This is a genomic window from Streptomyces sp. NPDC021012, assembly GCF_044333355.1.
In the GTDB taxonomy this organism is placed as follows: domain Bacteria; phylum Actinomycetota; class Actinomycetes; order Streptomycetales; family Streptomycetaceae; genus Streptomyces.
Map to the genome: position 1 here is coordinate 21,169 of NZ_JBIRQU010000008.1, position 20,936 is coordinate 42,104.

Genomic DNA, 20,936 nt, shown 5'->3' on the forward strand with positions numbered 1-20,936 from the left:
CGCCCGGGGGGTGAACCGGCCCTCCGGTCCAGCTGTCGGACGGCGGCCAGGCTCTGCGGAGCGGCCCCGGCCTCCTCGGTACGGGAAATCCTAACGAGCCGCCAGCGCCTGCTCCCCCGCCGCCCGCATCGCCGCGAGCGGGGCTCTGGGGACGCCCGTCATCTGCTCGACCTGGAGGACGGCCTGGTGGACGAGGAGGTCGAGGCCGCCGACGACCTTGCCGCCGCGGTCGGACCAGGTGGCCGCGAGGGGGGTCGGCCAGGGGTCGTACAGGACGTCGAAGAGGGTGCCGACCGTGTCGGGGACGGCCGTCGCCAGGGCGTTGGTGGTGCCGGCCGGGGTGGTCGCGATGACCAGCGGCGCGTCGAAGGCCTCCGCCGCCCGTTCCCAGTCGGCGGTGCGGACGTCCACGCCGAGCCGCTCGCCCCAGCCGCGCATCTCCTCGGCCCGCGCCTCGCTCCGTACGTACGCGGTGACGGGGCCCGCGCAGATCCGGGCGAGGGCGGCGAGCGCGGAGGAGGCGGTGGCGCCGGCGCCGAGGACGGCCGCCGACTCCACCTTCTCCACCCCCCGCTCGCGCAGGGCGGCGATCATGCCGGGGATGTCGGTGTTGTCGCCGACCCGGCGCCCGTCCCCGCGGAGGACGACGGTGTTGACGGCCTCCACGGAGGCGGCCGTGTCGCTGATCTCGTCGAGCAGCGGGATGACCGCCCGCTTCAGCGGCATGGTCAGCGAGAGCCCGGCCCAGGTTGCGTCCAGCTCGGCCACGAACCCGGGCAGCGCCGCCTCGTCGACCTCGAAGCGGTCGTACGACCAGTGGTCGAGCCCCAGCTCGGCGTACGCGGCCCGGTGCAGGACCGGGGAGAGCGAGTGGGCGATCGGTGATCCCAGGACCGCCGCCCGGCGTGCTGCCGCCATCAGTTCTTCCTCGACTCGTTGAACTTCTCGACCAGCTTCTGGTGCTCGGCGTTGGTCTTCGTGAACTGCGACGTCTTGCCGTCGAGCGAGATGAAGTAGTACCAGCCGTCGTGCGTCGGGTCGATCGTGCCCTGCATCGCCTCGGCGCCGGGGTTGCTGATGGGGCCGGGCGGGAGGCCCTTGACGAAGTACGTGTTGTACGGGTTGTCGTACTTCCGCAGCTCTTCGAGGGTGAGGTCGATCTTGCTCTGGTTCTTGATGTAGTTGTACGTCGAGTCGAACTCGAGGCCGCCGTAGGTCTGCGGGTTCGACGGCTTGAGGCGGTTGTAGACGACCTCGGCCATCTTGCGGAAGTCGTCGTGCGACGTGCCCTCCGCCTGGACGAGGCTCGCGATCGTGAGGAGCTGCCAGGGGCTGTCGACGCCGAGTTCCTTCGCCTTGGCTCCCAGGTCGAACTTCGCGTACTCCTGGTTCGCGCGGCTGACCATCCTGCGCAGCGCGTCCTCGGGCTTGGTGCCCTTGGCCACCGGGTAGCTGGCCGGGAAGAGGAAGCCCTCCAGCGGGTCCTTCACGTTCTTGTGGTTCTTCGCCCAGTCCGGGAGGCCGAGGGAGTCCGCCTTCGCCTTTGCGATGTCCTGCGTCGTCCCGGGAGCGAGACCGAGACGCTCGTCGAGCTTCTCGTAGACCCAGGCGTTCCGCTTGCCCTCGGGGATGATGAGGTTGGCCTGGCTGGCGGGGTCCAGCATCATCGTCACCGCGCTGTCCGCCGACATCTCCTTCTTCAGCGTGTAGGCGCCCGCCTGGATCGAGAGGCCCTTGGGGTTCTTCTGCTGTGCGGAGACGAAGGCGTCGACGCTCTTGACGACGCCGGCCTTCTTGAGGATGTTGCCGATCTCGTAGCCGCCGGCGTCCTTCGGGATCTCGACCTGCACGACCCCGCTGCCGCTGCCCGCGTAGTCGGGCGCCGCGCCGAACTGGCCCTGCCAGAACTTGTAGCCGAAGTAGCCGATGCCGCCCACGCCGCCGACCATGACGGCGGCGACGACCAGGCAGGCCACGCCGTTCTTGCCTTTGCGTTTCTTCGCTTTGCTGCGGCGTTCGCGTTCGGCCTCGCGGGAGCCCCGGCCGCGGCCCGGCTCCTCGTCGTGGTCGTCGTCCCCGTCGTCCTGACCGGTGAAGAAGGGGTGCTTCTCCTCCTCGGGCTCCGGGTGCGCCTCCTCCTCCGGCGCCCAGTCGACGACCGGCTCCGGCGGGTTCTGCCGGCGGCCGGGCGGCTGGGGCGGCGGGTAGGCCTCGGGGGTCCCGTAGAGGTCGGGGTTCTGGCCGCCGTACGGATCGGCCGGGGGCGCGTTGTACGCCATCGCCGCCTGGCCGGTCTCCCAGTTGCCGTCGTACTGCTGTCCGAGGTTCCCGGGCGTGTCGTATCCGCCCGGGTACCCCGTCTCGTACTGCTGCGGCTGCTGGTACTGCTGTTGATGCTGCTGGTACTGAGGATCCACGTACTGCTGCTGGTGGTACTGCTGCTGGTACGGGTCCCCCTCGTACCCCTGACCGCCCTGGCCGTACGGATCCGCGTAGCCCTGGCCGCCGTGACCGTACTGGTTCGCCTGCTGCGGGTGCTGCGGGTGCGGGTACTGCTGCTGGCCCTCCCACCCCTGGTCCCCGTAGAGCGGGTCCCCGGGGTGCCACGGTTCGGAGCCAGAGCCCCGGCCATACTCAGTCATCGATCCCCAAACAGCCGCGAGGCTTCCGGACGATCCGCCTCTACGTAGTACGGCAGCTGTTCGAACACCGCCGCATCGCGCGGAACGTTACCGTATCGCGATCAGATGACCACTTCGACGCCCTCACCGGGCGGATTACCTGATACCCGTTCGGACTCAAGAGCGTTCTGAAGGATGATCACAGCGGCGGCCTGGTCGATGACGGACCGCCCCTTCTTCGCCTTCACGCCCGAGGCCCGCAGGCCCTGGGTCGCGGTGACGGTGGTCATCCGCTCGTCGACGAGGCGGACCGGGACCGGGGCGATGCCCTTGGCCATCTCGCGGGCGAAGGCGCGGACCTTGGTCGCGGCCGGGCCCTCCCGCCCGCTGAGCGAGCGGGGCAGGCCCACGACGACCTCGATCGGCTCGTACTCCTCGACGATCTGGCGGAGCCGCCGGTGGGCGGCCGGGACGTCACGTCCCGGCACGGTCTCCACCGGCGTCGCGAGGACCCCGTCGGGGTCGCACGAGGCGACCCCGATCCGGGCGTCCCCGACGTCGACCGCGAGACGGCGGCCGCGGCGCATCGTCACGCCGTCTCCACCACGAGGCGCTCGACCGCGGCGATGGCCTCGCCGACGGCCTCCGGGTTCTGGCCGCCGCCCTGGGCGACGTCCGGCTTGCCGCCGCCACCGCCGCCGAGGGTCTTGGCGGCCGTGCGGACGAGCTCGCCGGCCTTGAGACCGCGCTCGCGGGCGGCCTCGTTGGTGGCGATGACCGTCAGCGGCTTGCCGTTGACCGTGGTGAACAGGGCCACGACGGCCGGGCGGCCGCCGGAGATCCGGCCACGGACGTCGAGGACCAGCTTGCGCAGGTCGTCGGCGGTGGTGCCGTCCGGGACCTGGCCGGTGACGAGGGCGACGCCGCGGATGTCCTGGGCGGAGTCGACGAGACCGGCGGCGGCCTGGAGGACCTTCTCCGCGCGGAACTTCTCGATCTCCTTCTCGGCGTCCTTCAGCTTGCCGAGCATGGTGGAGATCTTCTCCGGCAGCTCCTCCGGGCGGCCCTTGACGAGCTCCTGGAGCTGGGCGACGACCGTGTGCTCGCGGGCGAGGAAGTTGTACGCGTCGACGCCGACGAGGGCCTCGATGCGGCGCACGCCCGAGCCGATGGACGACTCGCCGAGCAGCTTCACCAGGCCCAGCTGGGCGGTGTTGCCGACGTGCGTGCCGCCGCACAGCTCCTTGGAGAAGTCGCCGATGGTGACGACGCGGACCTGCTCGCCGTACTTCTCACCGAACTCGGCGATGGCGCCCTGGCGCTTGGCCTCGTTGATCGGCATGACCTCGGCGTGGACCTCCAGCTCGCGCGAGAGGACCTCGTTGATCTTCTGCTCGACGTCGGTGAGGACCTGGCCGGGGACGGCGTTCGGCGAGCCGAAGTCGAAGCGGAAGCGGCCGGGCTGGTTCTCGGAACCGGCCTGGGCGGCCGTCGGGCCGAGGGCGTCACGCAGGGCCTGGTGCGTCAGGTGCGTGGCGGAGTGGGCGCGGGCGATGGCCCGGCGGCGCTTGACGTCGATGGTGGCGTAGGCGGTGGCGCCCACGGTCACCTCGCCGACCTGCACGGAACCCTTGTGGACCGAGACGCCCGGGACCGGCTGCTGGACGTCGCGGACCTCGATGACGGCACCGGAGTGCAGCTTGATGCGGCCCTGGTCGGCGATCTGGCCGCCGCCCTCGGCGTAGAAGGGGGTGCGGTCGAGGACGACCTCGACCTCGTCGCCCTCGGAGGCGGCCGGCGAGGAGACGCCGTTCACGAGGAGGCCGACGACCGTGGTCTCGCCCTCGGTGTTGGTGTAGCCGGTGAACTCGGTGGCGCCGCTGCCGTCGGCGATCTCCCGGTACGCGGTCATGTCGGCGTGACCGGTCTTCTTGGCCTTGGCGTCGGCCTTGGCCCGCTCCCGCTGCTCCTTCATCAGGCGGCGGAAGCCGTCCTCGTCCACGGAGAGGCCCTGCTCGGCGGCCATCTCCAGGGTGAGGTCGATCGGGAAGCCCCAGGTGTCGTGGAGCAGGAACGCCTTGTCGCCGGAGAGGACCGTGCCGCCGGCGGCCTTGGTCTCGGTGACGGCGGTGTCGAGGATGTTGGTGCCGCCCTTGAGGGCCTTCAGGAAGGCGGCCTCTTCGGCGAGGGCGACGGTCTCGATGCGCTTGCGGTCGGTGATCAGCTCCGGGTACTGCTCGCCCATCGTGTCGATCACGGTGTCGACGAGTTCCTGGACGACCGGGCCGGTGGCGCCGAGGAGGCGCATGTTGCGGACGGCGCGGCGCATGATGCGGCGCAGCACGTAGCCGCGGCCCTCGTTGCCGGGGGTGACGCCGTCGCCGATGAGCATGACGGAGGTGCGCATGTGGTCGGCGACCACGCGCAGCGAGACGTCGCTGTCGTGGGCCTTGCCGTAGGCGACGCCGGTGAGGGCGGTGGCCTTGTCGATGACGACCTGGAGGGTGTCCGTCTCGTACATGTTCTGGACGCCCTGGAGGATCATCGCCAGGCGCTCGAGGCCGAGGCCCGTGTCGATGTTCTTCGACGGGAGCTCGCCGAGGATCGGGAAGTCCTCCTTGCCGGAGCCCTCGCCGCGCTCGTACTGCATGAAGACGAGGTTCCAGATCTCCACGTACCGCTCGTCGTTGACGGCCGGGCCGCCCTCGACGCCGAACTCGGGGCCGCGGTCGTAGTTGATCTCGGAGCAGGGGCCGCAGGGGCCGGGGACGCCCATCGACCAGTAGTTGTCCTTCTTGCCGAGGCGCTGGATGCGCTCGGCCGGGACGCCGACGACGTCGCGCCAGATCTGCTCGGCCTCGTCGTCCTCCTGGTAGACGGTGATCCAGAGCTTCTCCGGCTCGAGCCCGTAGCCGCCGTGCTCCACCGGGGTGGTCAGCAGCTCCCAGGCGAGCTTGATGGCGCCTTCCTTGAAGTAGTCGCCGAAGGAGAAGTTGCCGCACATCTGGAAGAACGTGCCGTGGCGGGTGGTCTTGCCGACCTCCTCGATGTCCGGCGTGCGCACGCACTTCTGCACGCTGGAGGCGCGCGTGAAGGGCGGCTTGACCTCACCCAGGAAGTAGGGCTTGAACGGCACCATGCCGGCCGGGACGAGCAGCAGAGTCGGGTCGTCCGCGATGAGCGACGCCGAAGGGACGACGGTGTGACCGCGCTCCTCGAAGAAGCTCAGCCAGCGGCGGCGGATTTCAGCCGACTCCATCAGTGGTCCTCATTCCGGTTGTATGAACTCGTGGGCATCTTGGAAAACGAATACGTGGTCGGGTGCGCGGCCCGGCCGAGGGCGGCCCTGCGGCGCGGCTCCGGCAGCTCCCGGCCCTGCTCCACGGGGGCGTCAAGGCCGAGCGCCTCGCCCAGCTCGGCCTCCCGCTGGACCATGCCCGCGCGAACGTCGAGGGCGAAGTCCTTGAGCCGGTGGCCGGTCTCGACGGCCTTGTTCGCCGCCTGGGCCGCGAGGCTCTCGGGGGTCAGCTGCTTGAGCTTCCGGTTGACCTTGGTGGTGGCCCACACGCCGGCGGCTGCGCCGGCCGTGAACCAGAACGTGCGGCGGAACATCGCGGCTCAGCCCTTCTGCTTCCGTCGTCGCGAGGACGGCACGGTACGGCCGACGATCACAGTACGGCGGACGGCGGCGCGGGGCGCGTCCTCGGCCCCGCGGTCCCGGCCGAGCGCCCGGCGGACGCCGTAGCCGAAGGCGGCCACCTTGACGAGCGGGCCGCCGAAGGTGGAGGCGACGGTCGTGGACAGCGCGGAGGCGTTGGAGGTGACTTCCTGGACGTCCGAGGCGATGGCGTCGACCCGGTCGAGCTGGGTCTGCGCCGAGCGCACGGTCGCGGAGGCGTCGGCCAGCAGGGGAACGGCCTGTTCGGTCACGTCCGCCACCAGCTTGGTGGTCGCCCTGAGCGTCTGCGCCAGCCTCACCAGCACCACGGCGAGGAAGGAGACGAGGATCGCCCAGAACACGGCCACCAGGATCCCGGCAACCTCTCCACCGGTCACTGTGCACCGCTCTCTGCTGTCTTGGGCCTGTCGTCGGGCCTGTGAAAAGTCGTCCCCCGACCCTATCGCGCCCGGGCTGTCCTGCCGTACCGCATTACCGCCCGTGGGGCGGGAGTTACGGGAACCGATTGTACGGAGCGCGCGCGGGTGAGTACGCTCCGTGTCCCATGCGACGGAGCAATCTCCCGGCGGAGCTGAACCGGTTCGTCGGACGGGCCGCCGAGCGGGCCGCACTGGCGGCGCTCCTTGAGACATCCCGCCTGGTCACGGTCGTGGGCGTGGGCGGGGTCGGCAAGACGCGCCTCGCGCTGCGGGCTGCCGCGGGGGCGCAGAAACGCTACGGCGAGGGGGTCAGGCTCGCCGACCTCACGCCGCTGCGCGACCCGGATCTGGTCGCGCATGCGCTGGTCGAGGCGCTCGGGCTGACCGACCACACGCCGAGGGCCCCGCGCGAGGTGCTGGCCGAGCACCTGGCGGAGCGGCGGATGCTGCTGGTGATCGACGGTTTCGAGCACCTGGTGGAGAGCTGCGCGCCGCTGGTGCGGGAGCTCCTCGTCCACGCGCCCGGTCTCACCGTGCTCGCGGTCGGCCGGCGGCCGCTGCGGGTGGCGGGCGAGGCGGTGTTCCCGCTGGCGCCGATGGACGAGGCGGACGCGGTGGCGCTGCTCGCCGAGCGGGCGGCGGAGGCGGGCGCGCCGGTGCCGTCGGCGGCCCCGGTGATCCCGGGCGCGGCGGACTTCGCGGGTGCGGGTGCGGCGGAGCCGGGTGGGGGGGCCGTACGGGAGCTGTGCCGGCGGCTCGACGGCATCCCGCTGGCCCTCGAACTGGCGGCCGGGCGTCTGCCCCTCCTCTCCGTGGAGCAGATGCTGCACCGGCTCGACGACCGCTTCCGGCTCCTGACGGACGGCGAGCGCGGGGCGCTCCCCCGCCATCAGACGCTGCGCACCGCGATCGGCTGGAGCCACGAGCTGTGCACCCCGGAGGAGCGGCTGCTCTGGGCGCGGCTCTCGGTCTTCGCCGGCCCCTTCGACCTGGAGGCGGTGGAGTACGTGTGCGGGAGCCGGGAGCTGCCGCCGGAGCGGGTCCTCGACCACCTCGGGGGCCTGCTCGCGCAGTCGCTGGTGTCGCGGGAGGACACCCCGGCGGGTCCCTCGTACCGGCTCCTGGACACGGTCGCCGCGTACGGGGCGGAGTGGCTGGCGGCGCTCGGCGACACGGAGCGGATGCGGCGGCGGCACCGGGACTGGTACATGGGGCTCGCCACCTGGTGCGAGCTGGAGTGGTTCAGTCCGCGCCAGGTGGAGGTGGCGGCCCGTACGGACGCGGCGCTGCCCAATCTGCGGGCGGCGCTCGACCTGTGCCTCGAACTCCCGGAGGAGGCGCACCTCGCCCAGCACCTGGCGGGCACGCTCTGGTTCGCCTGGGTGGGCTGCGGGCGCCTCTCCGAGGGCCGGCACTGGCTGGAGCGGGCGCTCGCGCTGGAGTCGGGGCACGAGGAGGCGCGGCTCAAGGCGCTGTGGGTGCTCGGGTACGTGGCGGTGCTCCAGGGGGACGGTACGGCGGCGGTGGCGGCGCTCCACGAGTGCGGGGAGCGGGCCCGTTCCTCGCGGAACGCGCTGGCGGAGGCGTACGCGACGCACCGGATGGGCTGTCTCGCGCTGCTCTCGGACGATCTGCCGCGGGCCGAGTCGCTGATCGGGCGGGCGCTCGACTCCTACCGGGAGCTCGGCGAGCTCAACAGCAACGTGCTGATGGGGCAGGTCGAGGTGGCGATGGCGCGGGCCTTCCGGGGCGACCTGGAGGGGGCGGTCGCGATCTGCCGGGAGGTGCGGGAGGTCTGCGAGGAGCGCGGGGAGCTGTGGACCCGGGCCTACGCGCTCTACGTCCTGGCGTACTCGGCGTGGACGCGGGAGGCGTACGGGGAGGCGCGGGAGCTGCTCACCGAGTGCGTCTCGATCAACCACACCTTCCGTGACCTGGTCGGTCTGGTGCTGGCGATCGAGCTGCTCGCGCTCGTGACGGTGAGCGAGGGGGATCCGGCGGAGGCGGCGGTCCTCCAGGGGGCCGTGGTGCCGGTGTGGGACACGGTGGGCATCCGGCTCTTCGGCTCGGAGGCCTTCGACGGGCCGCGGGCGCTGTGCCGGCAACGCGCGGAGGAGGCCCTGGGCGCGGAGGCGTTCGACGTGGCGGTCCAGGAGGGCCGGCTGCTCCCGCTCGACGCGGTCGTGGAGCGCGCGCTCGCCGGGCGCCGGGATCCCGCCGTGGGCGGCCCGGCGGATCCCTCGGCCCGGCGGCCGTTCCGTACGGCCCGGTCGGCGCCGGTCCCGGGAACGCGGAAGCCCGCCGGCTCCCCCACCGGAAAGGGCGGGGAAGCGGCGGGCTGAAACCGCGGGTGCGGTACTACTCCCCCAGCGCTGCCGCTGGGGGTGCCCCCTGTGCTGAGATCAGCGGGCGTAGTACTCGACGACCAGCTGCTCGTCGCAGATGACCGGGATTTCCTTGCGGTTCGGGTCGCGGTCCAGGCGGAAGGCCAGGGCCTTCAGGTTGACCTGGAGGTAGCGCGGGGTCTCGCCGTCGGCGGCGAAGCCACCCTCACGGGCCATCTCGAACAGCGGCTTGTTGCGGCTGCGCTCGCGGACCATGACGACGTCGTCCGGACGGACACGGAACGACGGCTTGTCGACCTTGCCACCGTTGACCTGGATGTGACCGTGCACGACCATCTGGCGGGCCTGGTAGATGGTGCGGGCGATGCCCGAACGCAGGACCAGGGCGTCGAGGCGACGCTCGAGCTCGACGACCAGCGCCTCGCCCGTCTTGCCCTCGGCCTTCTTGGCGCGGTCGTAGGCGCGCGCCATCTGGCGCTCGCTGATGTCGTACTGGGCGCGCAGACGCTGCTTCTCGAGCAGACGGACCTTGTAGTCCGAGTTCTGCTTGCGGCCACGGCCGTGCTCGCCCGGCGGGTAGGGGCGGGCCTCGAAGTACTTGACGGCCTTCGGGGTCAGCGCGATGCCGAGGGCACGCGACTTCTTGACCTTGGGACGGGACTGGTTCGCCATGAACCAACCTCTCTATCTGAACGAATACGGCTTCACCAGGGTTAGGGGAGGTCGCATCCGCAGCCCGGGAAACCCGCCGGTCCGTACGAGACGGTCCTGCCGGGCAGCCGCTCCCAGGTCTGGGCACATACGTGCAGCACGCGAACGACCCATCGCCGCTCCCGGGAATCCGGGTGGTGATGGGTGGCACGCGACACCTTCGAAGGTGCGCGACGCTCCTGGAAACCCCGCCCGGGGGCCGGGTCTCCGGCTGACTGTCCCGTTCTGGTGGTTCCGACCGGAGCCGGACACGGGACGCAGCGATCCGGACCAGTGTACCGGGTCGGACGGGCCCTAGTTCCCCTCGCCCTGCAGACGGGCCCGTACGCGCTCCACCACGTCCGCGTATCTCGCCTCCGCTCCGTAGCGGGTGGGCTCGTAGTACCGGCGGCCGTGGATCGTGTCCGGGGCGTACTGCTGGGCCGCGATGCCGCCCGGGACGTCGTGGGGGTACACGTACCCCTGGGCGTGGCCGAGCTTGGCCGCGCCCTTGTAGTGGCCGTCGCGCAGGTGCGGCGGGACCGAGCCCGCGAGGCCGTTCCGCACGTCGGCGAGGGCGGCGCCGATGGCGGTCGTCGCGGAGTTCGACTTCGGGGCGAGCGCGAGCGCGATGGTGGCGTGGCTCAGGGTGAGGGCCGCCTCGGGGAAGCCGATCATGGCGACGGCCTGGGCGGCGGCGACGGCGATCGGCAGGGCGCCCGGGTCGGCGAGGCCGATGTCCTCGCTGGCGGAGATCATCAGGCGGCGGGCGATGAAGCGCGGGTCCTCCCCCGCCTCGATCATCCGCGCCAGGTAGTGCAGGGCCGCGTCCACGTCCGAGCCGCGGATCGACTTGATGAGCGCGCTGGCCACGTCGTAGTGCTGGTCGCCGTCCCGGTCGTACTTCACGGCCGCGCGGTCGACGGTCTCCTCGACGGTCTGGAGGGTGATCTCCGGCTCGCCCTTGGCGATCGCCGCGCCCGCCGCGGCCTCCAGGGCGGTCAGGGCGCGCCGGGCGTCGCCGCCGGCGACGCGCAGGAGGTGCGCCTCGGCGTCCTCCGGCAGGGTCACGGCCCCGCCGAGTCCCCGCTCGTCGGTGAGCGCGCGGGCCATCAGGCCCTTCAGGTCCCCGTCGGTGAGGGGCTCCAGGGTGAGGAGCAGGGAGCGGGAGAGGAGCGGGGAGATGACGGAGAAGTAGGGGTTCTCGGTGGTGGCGGCGATGAGCGTCACCCAGCGGTTCTCGACGGCCGGCAGGAGCGAGTCCTGCTGGGCCTTGGAGAAGCGGTGGATCTCGTCGAGGAAGAGGACGGTCTCCTTGCCGTAGCCGCCGACCGCGCGCCGGGCGCCGTCGATGACGGCCCGTACCTCCTTGACCCCGGCGGTGATCGCGGACAGCTCCACGAAGCGCTTGTTCGTGGCCTTCGAGACCACGTACGCCAGGGTCGTCTTCCCGATGCCCGGCGGGCCCCAGAGGATCACCGAGGAGGCGCCTGCGGGGCCGCCGTCCCCGTCCCCGACGAGTCGGCGCAGCGGCGAGCCGGGCTTGAGCAGGTGCTGCTGACCCACCACCTCGTCGAGGGTGCGGGGGCGCATCCGGACGGCCAGCGGGCTGCCGGCGGGCTCCTTCTCCTGGCGTTCTTCGGCTGCTGCGGTAAAGAGGTCGGGCTCCACAGTCATGAAGCCTAAGCCAGGGCACTGACAGGGCGGCCCCGGCTCAGCTGGTCCAGAAGTCCCACCAGCGGGTCAGGATCAGCATGCCGATGATCCCGATGTGCAGGACGGGCAGGATCCAGGTGAACTCGTCGAAGAAGGTCTTCAGGCCGCCGGGGGCGGGGATCACGCCGAGGCGCACGTTGTGCGAGGTCACGTACCAGAACATGACGATGGTGGCGACCCAGGCCAGGCAGCACCACAGGCAGAGCGAGCCGATCACGTACAGGGACTGGTACATCAGCCAGGTGCAGAAGCCGACGCCGAAGAGGGTGCCGGCGTTGAGGCCGAGCCAGTACCAGCGGCGGTAGCGGGCGCCGGCGAGCAGGCCGACGCCGATCGCGATCACCATGGCGTAGGTGACGAGGCCGAGCATCGGGTTCGGGAAGCCGAAGGCCGAGGCCTGCTCGCTCTTCATGATGTTGCCGCAGGAGACGATCGGGTTGAGGCTGCACCCCGGGGTGAAGTTGGGGTCCTCGAGGAGCTTGAACTTGTCGATGGTGATGACCCAGGCGGCGAGCAGTCCGGCCGCTCCGGTGATCACGAGGAGCCAGGAGAAGGCCCGGCTCGCCCCGATCGTGCCGCCGGACCCGCCGTCCCGGCCGGAGCCGACCTCGTCCACCGCTGCCTTCGCCATGTCACCTTTTCCCTCGCTCGACCGGCCTTGTGGGCACGGTCATTCTGCAACACGGACCTGTCGTCGGGTCGTTCGCGCGGGATAAGGAAGGGCCCGGACCAGGGTGTGGTCCGGGCCCTTCCGTACGGCGGATCAGGCCAGCTTGGCCCGTACGGCGTCCACGAGCTCGTCGACGGCGACGGCCTGCTGCTCGCCGGACTCCATGTCCTTGAGCTGCACGACGCCCTCGGCGAGGTCGCGCTCGCCGGCGACGACGGCGAGGCGGGCGCCGGAGCGGTTGGCGTCCTTCATGGCGCCCTTGAGGCCCTTGCCGCCGAAGGAGAAGTCGGCGGCGACGCCGGCCCTGCGGAGCTCGGTGATCTTGCCGAAGAGGAGGCGGCGGGCCTCCTCGCCGATGGCGACGGCGAAGACGCTGGTGGCGGCGGGGATGTCGAGCTCGACGCCCTCCGCCTCCAGGGCGAGGACCGTGCGGTCCACGCCGAGGGCCCAGCCCACCGACGGCAGCGCGGGGCCGCCGATCATCTCGGAGAGGCCGTCGTAGCGGCCGCCGCCGCCGACCGCCGACTGCGAGCCGAGACCGTCGTGGACGAACTCGAAGGTGGTGCGGGTGTAGTAGTCCAGGCCGCGGACCAGCTTCGGGTCGTCCTCGAAGACGACGCCCGCCGCAGTGATCAGGGCGCGCACCTCCTCGTGGTACGCCTTGCACGCGTCGCACAGGTAGTCGCGCAGGAGCGGCGCGTCGACCAGCTGCTTCTGGACGTCGGCCCGCTTGTCGTCGAGGACGCGCAGCGGGTTGATCTCGGCGCGGCGCAGGGTCTCCTCGTCGAGGTCGAGGCCGCGCAGGAAGGTCTGGAGGGCCTCCCGGTAGACGGGGCGGCACTCCTTGTCGCCGAGCGAGTTCAGCAGGATGCGGAAGTTCCGCAGGCCCAGCGAGCGGTACGCCTCGTCGGCCAGGATGATCAGCTCGGCGTCGAGCGCCGGGTCCTCGGCGCCGATCGCCTCGGCGCCGACCTGGGAGAAGTGCCTGTAGCGGCCCTTCTGCGGGCGCTCGTAGCGGTAGTACGAGCCGGAGTACCAGAGCTTGACCGGCAGGTTGCCCTGCTTGTGGAGGTTGGCCTCCAGGGCCGCGCGCAGCACGGACGCGGTGCCCTCGGGACGCAGGGCGAGCTTGTCGCCGCCCTTGGTCTCGAAGGCGTACATCTCCTTGCTGACGATGTCGGTGGACTCGCCGACGCCGCGGGCGAAGAGGTTCACGTCCTCGAAGCCCGGGGTCTCGACGTAGCCGTAGCCGGACTTCCGCAGCGGTCCGGAGATCGCCTCGCGGACCGCCAGGTACTTGGCGGAGTAGGGCGGGATCAGGTCGTACGTGCCCTTGGGGGCCTTGAAGGTGCTCACGAAAATCTCGTCACATTCCTCGTCGGGGAGCGTCCGTGCTCCCGAGGCCGGCGGCCACGTCCCGAAGGTAGGGGTTGGTGGCGCGCTCCTGGCCGATGGTCGTCTGGGGACCGTGTCCCGACAGGACCACGGTCGAGTTGTCGAGCGGCAGGCACACGCGGGCCAGCGACGCGAGCATCTCGTCCATGTCACCGCCGGGAAGGTCGGTGCGTCCGATGGAGCCGGCGAACAGCAGATCCCCGGAGAAGAACACGGAGGGGATCTCCGTGGTCTCGGGCATCCGGAAGGTCACCGACCCCTTGGTATGACCGGGCGCGTGGGCGACGGAGAACTCCAGACCGGCGAGCTTCAGCCGGGCGCCGTCGGTGAGCTCGCGCACGTCGTCGGGCTCTCCCACGGTCAGCTCGCCCATGAGGGGCATCCCGATGGAGCGGCCGATGCCCTTCTCCGGGTCGCTCATCATGTAGCGGTCGGACGGGTGGATCCACGCGGGGACGTCATGGGCGCCGCACACCGGAACGACGGAGGCGACGTGGTCGATGTGTCCATGGGTGAGGACGACGGCGACGGGCTTGAGCCGATGCTTCTTCAGCGTCTCCTCGACACCCTGGGCGGCCTGGTGGCCCGGGTCGATGATCACGCACTCCTCGCCTGCGGCGGGGGCGACCAGATAGCAGTTGGTCCCCCAGGCCCCGGCGGGGAACCCGGCAATCAGCACGTTCGTCCTTAGATGTCGTCCGGCACTGGGCGCGGAATTCACGGAATGCGGCAGATCAGAGCCTACCGGCGGTGCCGGTTCCACAGCCAACCCGTATACGGTACGGGCACATCCGGCCAGGACAGGAACAGACGAGCGACAGGAGCGGACCCGGTGGTCACCAGCGATCAGCGGCGGCGGCAGCTTGCCAGGGAGAAGTACGCGCGGCAGCAGCAGCGGCGGGAGGAGAACCGGCGCAAGGCGAAGCGCCGCAACACCGTCATCGCGGCGTCCCTCGCGGTGGTCCTCGCCGCGGGCGGCGCCGTGTACGCCTCCGTGGCGCTGACGGACGACTCCTCGAAGGCCTCGGACAGCGCGGCGAGCGACACGCCCACCACCCCGGCGCCCACGCCGAGCGAGTCGGCGAGCCCGGAGCCGAAGCTGACCGTGGACCAGAAGGCCACGTACGCCATGGCCCTGAAGACGAACGAGGGCGAGATCACGATCACCATGGACGCGGCGAAGACGCCGCACACGGTGAACTCCTTCAAGCACCTCGCCGACAAGAAGTACTTCGACGGGACCAAGTGCCACCGCCTCACGACCCAGGGCATCTACGTGCTCCAGTGCGGCGACCCCAAGGGCGACGGCACCGGCGGCCCCGGCTACACGATCCCCGACGAGAACCTGGCCGCCCTCGGCAAGGCGGGCGCGGACGGCGCGGTGACCTTCCCGGCCGGCACCGTCGCCATGGCGAACACCGGGCAGCCGGGCACCGGCGGCTCGCAGTTCTTCCTCGTCTACAAGGACACGAAGCTGCCGCCGAGCTACACCCCCTTCGGGAAGATCGACGCGGCCGGCCTCAAGGCGGTCCAGGACGTGGCGAAGGCCGGTGTCGAGGGCGGTGCCACGGACGGCGCTCCGAAGACGCACGTCACCATCGAGAAGGCGACCGTCACCAAGAAGTGAGCCCGCTTCGTCCGCACGCGCGCGCGACCGCCGAATCTCGGTCGCGCTGAGTGCGGACAGCCGGGGCGCGGTTCGCCTAGATTGGCGTTGTGCAGCGTGGGCCGTCGGCCGCGCTGCGATGGCGGGCGAGGCCCGCCGGGAAACTGTGGACGATGCCCGGGGGGTACGACCCCGCGACGGCATCATGGTGAGGAGGCGCTGTGAGCAGCGACCCGTGGGGCCGTGTCGACGAGACGGGCACCGTGTACGTGCGGACGGCCGAGGGCGAGAAGGTCGTCGGATCGTGGCAGGCCGGCACCCCTGAGGAGGCCCTGGCCTACTTCGAGCGCAAGTACGAGGGCTTGGTTGTCGAGATCGGCCTCCTCGAGAAGCGGGTGAGGACCACCGACCTCTCGGCGAAGGACGCCACCGCGGCGATCGAGCACATCCGCCAGCAGGTCGACGAGCACCACGCCGTCGGCGACCTGGCGGCGCTCGCGACCCGTCTCGACAAGCTCGTCGAGACGGTCGACTCGCGCCGCGAGGAGCGCAAGGCCCAGAAGGCCAAGCAGACCGACGAGGCGCGCACCGCCAAGGAGAAGCTCGTCGCCGAGGCCGAGGAGCTGGCGCAGAGCGAGCAGTGGCGCTCCGCGGGCGAGCGGCTGCGGGCGCTCGTGGACACCTGGAAGGGCCTCCCCCGGCTCGACCGCAAGTCCGACGACGAGCTGTGGCACCGCTTCTCGCACGCCCGCTCGGCGTTCTCGAAGCGCCGCAAGGCGCACTTCGCGTCGCTCGACGCCCAGCGCGAGGACGCCCGCAAGGCGAAGGAGCGTCTGGTCGCCGAGGCGGAGTCGCTGTCGAACTCCACCGACTGGGGCAACACGGCGGCCCGCTACCGCGAGCTGATGGCGGAGTGGAAGGCGGCCGGCCGCGCCCAGCGCGAGCACGAGGACGACCTGTGGAACCGCTTCCGCGGCGCCCAGGACGTCTTCTTCGCGGCGCGCGGCGAGGTCTTCGCCGAGCGGGACGCGGAGCAGACCGAGAACCTCAAGCTGAAGGAGGAGCTCGCGGCCGAGGCCGAGAAGCTGGTGCCGGTGACGGACCTGAAGGCGGCGCGCGCGGCCTTCCGTTCCCTCAACGAGCGCTGGGAGGCCATCGGCCACGTCCCGCGTGACGCCCGTCCCAAGGTCGAGGGCCGGATGCACACGGTGGAGCGGGCGATCCAGGAGGCCGAGGAGGCCGAGTGGCGCCGGACGAACCCGGAGGCGCGCGCGCGTGCCGCGGGTCTGACCGGTCAGCTCCAGGACGCCGTGGAGAAGCTGCGCAAGCAGATCGACGCGGCCCGTGCCGCCGGCAACGACGCCAAGGCCGACAAGCTGGCGCGTGAGCTGGAGGGCCGTCAGGCCCTGCTCGACCAGGCGCTGAAGGGCCTGGAGGAGTTCGGCGGCTGATGCCGTGACCGTACGAGGAAGGGCCCCCGGCATCACGCCGGGGGCCCTTCCTCGTGGGTGCGGCTACGGGCGACGGGCGCTGGTCACGCGGTAGACGTCGTAGACGCCCTCCACGCCCCGTACGGCCTTCAGGACGTGGCCCAGGTGCTTCGGGTCGCCCATCTCGAAGGTGAAGCGGGAGGTGGCCACCCGGTCGCGGGAGGTCTGGACGGCCGCCGAGAGGATGTTGACGTGCTGGTCCGAGAGGACCCGGGTGACGTCGGAGAGGAGCCGGGAGCGGTCCAGCGCCTCGACCTGGATGGCGACCAGGAAGACCGAGGACTGGGTCGGGGCCCACTCGACCTCCAGGATCCGCTCCGGCTCGCGGGACAGCGACTCCACGTTGACGCAGTCGCTGCGGTGGACCGATACGCCGCTGCCCCGGGTGACGAATCCGATGATCGGGTCGCCGGGCACGGGTGTGCAGCAGCGGGCCAGCTTCACCCAGACGTCCTCGACGCCCTTGACGACGACACCGGGGTCGGCGTTGGAGCGGCGCTTGGAGCGGCCCCGGGTCGGCGGGGCGGCCTCCTCGATGTCGGCGACGGCGGCCTCCTCGCCGCCGAGCGCCTGGACCAGCTTCTGCACGATGGACTGGGCGGTGACGTGGCCCTCGCCGATCGCCGCGTACAGCGAGGAGATGTCGGTGTAGCGCAGCTCGTGGGCGAGGGTGACGAGGGAGTCGCCGGTCAGGATCCGCTGGATCGGCAGGTTCTGCTTGCGCATGGCCCGCGCGATGGCGTCCTTGCCCTGCTCGATGGCCTCGTCGCGGCGCTCCTTGGAGAACCAGGCGCGGATCTTGTTGCGGGCGCGCGGGGACTTGACGAAGCCCAGCCAGTCGCGGGACGGGCCGGCGCCGGCGGCCTTGGAGGTGAAGACCTCGACCAGGTCGCCGTTGTCGAGGGTCGATTCGAGCGGTACGAGCCGCCCGTTGACCCGCGCCCCTATCGTGCGGTGGCCGACCTCGGTGTGGACGGCGTACGAGAAGTCGACGGGGGTGGCGCCGGCGGGCAGGGCGATGACGTCGCCCTTCGGCGTGAAGACGAAGACCTCGTTGCGGGAGAGGTCGAAGCGCAGGGACTCCAGGAACTCGCTGGGGTCCTCGGTCTCCTTCTGCCAGTCGAGGAGCTGGCGCAGCCACGCCATGTCGTTGAGGTGGTCGTCCTTGCCGGCCTTCTTCGGCACGTCGGCGCGGACCTTGGAGGCGCCGGCGACGGCCTCCTGCTTGTACTTCCAGTGCGCGGCGATGCCGTACTCGGCCCGGCGGTGCATGTCGAAGGTCCGGATCTGGAGCTCGACGGGCTTGCCGTTGGGTCCGATGACCGTCGTGTGCAGCGACTGGTACATGTTGAACTTCGGCATCGCGATGTAGTCCTTGAACCGGCCGGGGACCGGGTTCCATCGCGCGTGGACGGTGCCGAGGGCCGCGTAGCAGTCGCGGACGGTGTCCACGAGGACGCGGATGCCGACCAGGTCGTAGATCTCCGCGAAGTCACGGCCGCGGACGATCATCTTCTGGTAGACGCTGTAGTAGTGCTTGGGCCGGCCGGTGACGGTCGCCTTGATGCGGGCGGCGCGCAGGTCGGCCTGGACCTCGTCGGTCACTATGGCGAGGTACTCGTCGCGCTTGGGGGCGCGCTCGGCGACGAGCCGGACGATCTCGTCGTACATCTTGGGGTAGAGGATCGCGAAGGCGAGGTCCTCCAGCTCCCACTTGATGGTGTTCATGCCCAGGCGGTGGGCCAGGGGCGCGTAGATCTCGAGGGTCTCGCGGGCCTTCTTCTCCTGCTTCTCCCGCTTGAGGTAGCGCATGGTGCGCATGTTGTGCAGGCGGTCGGCGAGCTTGATGACCAGGACGCGCGGGTCCTTGGCCATGGCGACGACCATCTTGCGGACGGTCTCGGCCTGCGCGGCCTCGCCGAAGCGGACCTTGTCGAGCTTGGTGACGCCGTCGACGAGGAGCGTGACCTGGTCGCCGAAGTCGCGGCGCAGGTCCTCCAGGCCGTACTCGGTGTCCTCGACGGTGTCGTGGAGGAGGCCGGCCATCAGGGTCGCCGGGTCCATGCCGAGCTCGGCGAGGATGGTGGTGACGGCGAGCGGGTGCGTGATGTACGGGTCGCCGCTCTTGCGCTTCTGGCCGCGGTGCCAGCGCTCGGCGACCTGGTAGGCCCGCTCGATCTGGCGCAGCGTCGCCGTCTCGATCTTCGGGTCGTTGGAGCGGACGATCCGCAGCAGCGGTTCGAGGACCGGGTTGTACGGGGAGGAGCGCTGGACGCCCAGCCGGGCGAGGCGGGCGCGGACGCGGTTGGACGAGCCGCCGGAGCGGGCGGGCGCGGGCCGCTCGGGAGCGGCGGGCACGGGGGCGGGCGCAGCAGGCGTGGGCCTGGTCTCCGCGGGCTTGTCCTGGGGCGTGCCGGTCCCCGGCGCGGCCTTCTCGGCCTTCGGGTCGGGCTGCGCGGCGGAGAGTGACTGGGCCTCGTCTGGCAAGAGCGCTCCTCGTGCGTCGCCGGGTCCCCCGGTCAGGCCCGGAAAGGCCATGGTATCGAGCCAGGAGTGGCTGTGCTCACGCGCCCGGGTTTCGGACGGCTCCCGGGTGGGCAGGGCATCCGGCCCTGGGGACGTACAGGAGAACGCGAAGGGGCGCCCCAGGGATTCCCCGGAGCGCCCCGATCGGGGTGGACCCCGATGTCAGACCGTGATCAGCGCCGTGAGGGGCGCGCCGGCGAGGGCCGGCTCCAGCCGGGCGCGGCCCGGGAGGAAGCCGAGCTCCATGAGGACGGCGACACCCGCGACCTCGGCGCCCGCGCGGCGGATGAGCTCGATGGAGGCCTCGGCCGTGCCGCCGGTGGCGAGGACGTCGTCGATGACCATGACGCGGTCGCCCGCGGCCAGGTCCTCGGCGTGCACCTCGATCTCGGCGGTGCCGTACTCCAGCTCGTACGCCTGGCGGAGCGTCGCCCCGGGGAGCTTGCCGGCCTTGCGGACCGGGATGAAGCCCAGGCCCGCGCGGACGGCCACCGGGGCGGCCAGGATGAAGCCGCGCGCCTCCAGGCCGACGATCTTCGTCGCGCCGTGCGCGGAGCACAGCGCGGCGAGGGCGTCGGTGAGCGCCGTGAACGCGTCCGGGTCCGCGAGCAGCGGCGTGATGTCCTTGAACAGCACGCCCGGCTTCGGGTAGTCGGGGACGTCACGGATGCGGCTGAGCAGGAGTCCGGTGACGTCCTGGGCCTCGGCGGTCATCCGCTGTGCTCCTGGGTGCCGCGGCGGCCCGTGCGGGGGCCGACGACGGCCGTCTCGCCCTCGAAGGACAGGTCGTCCGCCGACTCGCCCTTGGCGGCGGCGCTGGCGCGCTTGGCCAGGATGCGCTTCTTGAGGGCCTTGATCGACGGCTCGCGCTCCTTGAGGTCCGCCACGAGCGGGGTGGCGATGAAGATCGAGGAGTACGCGCCGGCGGCGAGACCGACGAACAGCGACAGCGAGATGTCGTTGAGCATGCCGGCGCCGAGGACGCCGCCACCGATGAAGAGCAGGCCGGCGACCGGCAGCAGCGCGACGACGGTGGTGTTGATCGAACGGACCAGGGTGCCGTTGATCGAGCGGTTGGCGAGCTCGCTGTAGGTGTAGCGGGTCTGCTTGGTGATGTCCTTCGTCTGCTCCTTGAGGGAGTCGAAGACGACGACGGTGTCGTACAGCGAGTAGCCGAGGATCGTCAGCAGACCGATGACCGTACCGACGGTGACCTCGAAGCCGACCAGCGAGTAGATGCCCACCGTGATCGTGAGGTCGTGGATGAGGGCGACGAGTGCCGCGACCGCCATGCGCCACTCGAAGGCGATGGCCAGGTAGATCACCACGAGGATCATGAAGACCCCGAGGCCGGTCCAGGCCTTGGTGGCGATCTGCTCGCCCCAGCTCGGGCCGACGAGCTCGGCCGCGATCTTGCTCTCGGGGACGTTCAGGTCCTTGGCGAGCTCCGCGCGGACCTGGTCGGACTTGTCGGTGTCGAGGCCGCCGACCTGGATGCGCAGGGAGCCGTTGCCGAGCTGCTGGACGATCGCGTCGTGGCCGGAGGCCTCTTCCGCGTACGTCTGGGCCTGGCTGACGGAGACGTCCGTCTTCGGGGTGGTGAAGACGGCACCGCCCTGGAACTCGATGCCCATGTTGAGGCCGCGGACGGCCAGGGCGACGATGGCGGTGATCGTGATCAGGATGGACAGGCCATACCAGACCTTGCGCTTGCCGATGAAGTCGTAACCGACCTCACCGCGGTGGAGCCGGGCGCCGAGATTGCCGAGCTTCGACATC

Annotated in this window: 17 protein-coding genes; 3 read left to right on the top strand and 14 right to left on the bottom strand. The window is 71.1% G+C overall.

Annotation, left to right across the window (positions count from 1 at the left end; genetic code table 11):
* Positions 1-90: 90 nt before the first annotated feature.
* From ACH4TP_RS25450 to ACH4TP_RS25475, 6 genes are all read right to left on the bottom strand, one after another.
* On the bottom strand, positions 91-918 hold the full coding sequence (locus ACH4TP_RS25450) for a shikimate dehydrogenase (protein ID WP_398439248.1): 828 nt from the start codon (positions 916-918) through the stop codon (positions 91-93).
* The gene (gene mltG, locus ACH4TP_RS25455) at positions 918-2,642 is read right to left on the bottom strand and encodes an endolytic transglycosylase MltG (RefSeq protein WP_398439249.1); all 1,725 of its coding nucleotides are present in this window, start codon (positions 2,640-2,642) and stop codon (positions 918-920) included. Before mltG ends, ACH4TP_RS25450 begins: the two co-directional genes overlap by 1 nt.
* Before the next feature lie 101 nt (positions 2,643-2,743).
* A complete protein-coding gene (gene ruvX / locus ACH4TP_RS25460) occupies positions 2,744-3,208 on the bottom strand; it encodes a Holliday junction resolvase RuvX (protein WP_030693079.1) in 465 nt (154 codons plus the stop codon).
* Positions 3,209-3,210: 2 nt separating this feature from the next.
* Positions 3,211-5,880 (bottom strand): alanine--tRNA ligase, encoded by a 2,670-nt coding sequence (gene alaS, locus ACH4TP_RS25465; RefSeq protein ID WP_398186543.1) that lies wholly within the window; start codon positions 5,878-5,880, stop codon positions 3,211-3,213.
* Positions 5,880-6,233, bottom strand: a complete 354-nt coding sequence (locus ACH4TP_RS25470) for a DUF6167 family protein (protein WP_389238293.1) — start codon at positions 6,231-6,233, stop codon at positions 5,880-5,882. The genes alaS and ACH4TP_RS25470 overlap by 1 nt, the downstream gene beginning before the upstream one ends.
* 6 nt (positions 6,234-6,239) lie before the next feature.
* On the bottom strand, positions 6,240-6,677 hold the full coding sequence (locus tag ACH4TP_RS25475; protein WP_389238291.1) for a DUF948 domain-containing protein: 438 nt from the start codon (positions 6,675-6,677) through the stop codon (positions 6,240-6,242).
* A 167-nt stretch (positions 6,678-6,844) separates the two neighbouring features.
* Here ACH4TP_RS25475 and ACH4TP_RS25480 point away from each other — a divergent pair, with 167 nt between their 5' ends.
* Positions 6,845-9,061 carry an ATP-binding protein gene (locus tag ACH4TP_RS25480; RefSeq protein WP_398439250.1) on the top strand — a complete coding sequence of 739 codons (2,217 nt, stop codon included), beginning with the start codon at positions 6,845-6,847 and terminating at the stop codon, positions 9,059-9,061.
* A gap of 60 nt (positions 9,062-9,121) precedes the next feature.
* Here the strand turns inward: ACH4TP_RS25480 and rpsD are convergent, their stop codons facing one another.
* From rpsD to ACH4TP_RS25505, 5 genes are all read right to left on the bottom strand, one after another.
* Positions 9,122-9,736 (bottom strand): 30S ribosomal protein S4, encoded by a 615-nt coding sequence (gene rpsD / locus ACH4TP_RS25485; protein WP_041128255.1) that lies wholly within the window; start codon positions 9,734-9,736, stop codon positions 9,122-9,124.
* Between the two features lie 333 nt (positions 9,737-10,069).
* On the bottom strand, positions 10,070-11,425 hold the full coding sequence (locus ACH4TP_RS25490; protein ID WP_398439370.1) for a replication-associated recombination protein A: 1,356 nt from the start codon (positions 11,423-11,425) through the stop codon (positions 10,070-10,072).
* Between the two features lie 43 nt (positions 11,426-11,468).
* Positions 11,469-12,101: a vitamin K epoxide reductase family protein gene (locus ACH4TP_RS25495; protein ID WP_398439251.1), complete on the bottom strand. Its 633-nt coding sequence runs from the start codon at positions 12,099-12,101 to the stop codon at positions 11,469-11,471.
* A gap of 132 nt (positions 12,102-12,233) precedes the next feature.
* Positions 12,234-13,496 (bottom strand): histidine--tRNA ligase, encoded by a 1,263-nt coding sequence (hisS, locus tag ACH4TP_RS25500; protein WP_389238285.1) that lies wholly within the window; start codon positions 13,494-13,496, stop codon positions 12,234-12,236.
* Positions 13,497-13,506: 10 nt separating this feature from the next.
* On the bottom strand, positions 13,507-14,214 hold the full coding sequence (locus tag ACH4TP_RS25505; RefSeq protein WP_389238283.1) for an MBL fold metallo-hydrolase: 708 nt from the start codon (positions 14,212-14,214) through the stop codon (positions 13,507-13,509).
* Between the two features lie 153 nt (positions 14,215-14,367).
* Here ACH4TP_RS25505 and ACH4TP_RS25510 point away from each other — a divergent pair, with 153 nt between their 5' ends.
* Both ACH4TP_RS25510 and ACH4TP_RS25515 read left to right on the top strand, forming a co-directional pair.
* Positions 14,368-15,162 (top strand): peptidylprolyl isomerase, encoded by a 795-nt coding sequence (locus tag ACH4TP_RS25510; protein ID WP_398186531.1) that lies wholly within the window; start codon positions 14,368-14,370, stop codon positions 15,160-15,162.
* A 200-nt stretch (positions 15,163-15,362) separates the two neighbouring features.
* Positions 15,363-16,592: a DUF349 domain-containing protein gene (locus tag ACH4TP_RS25515; protein ID WP_398186528.1), complete on the top strand. Its 1,230-nt coding sequence runs from the start codon at positions 15,363-15,365 to the stop codon at positions 16,590-16,592.
* 63 nt (positions 16,593-16,655) lie between these two features.
* Here the strand turns inward: ACH4TP_RS25515 and ACH4TP_RS25520 are convergent, their stop codons facing one another.
* The 3 genes from ACH4TP_RS25520 to secF all read right to left on the bottom strand — a co-directional run bounded on the left by ACH4TP_RS25520 (position 16,656) and on the right by secF (position 20,935).
* Positions 16,656-19,118, bottom strand: a complete 2,463-nt coding sequence (locus ACH4TP_RS25520; protein WP_389238277.1) for a RelA/SpoT family protein — start codon at positions 19,116-19,118, stop codon at positions 16,656-16,658.
* A gap of 201 nt (positions 19,119-19,319) precedes the next feature.
* Positions 19,320-19,871, bottom strand: coding sequence for an adenine phosphoribosyltransferase (locus ACH4TP_RS25525; RefSeq protein ID WP_389238275.1), 552 nt, complete (start codon positions 19,869-19,871; stop codon positions 19,320-19,322).
* Entirely contained in the window at positions 19,868-20,935 is a 1,068-nt protein-coding gene (gene secF, locus ACH4TP_RS25530) for a protein translocase subunit SecF (protein ID WP_389238273.1), read from the bottom strand. The genes ACH4TP_RS25525 and secF overlap by 4 nt, the downstream gene beginning before the upstream one ends.
* Position 20,936: the final 1 nt, after the last annotated feature.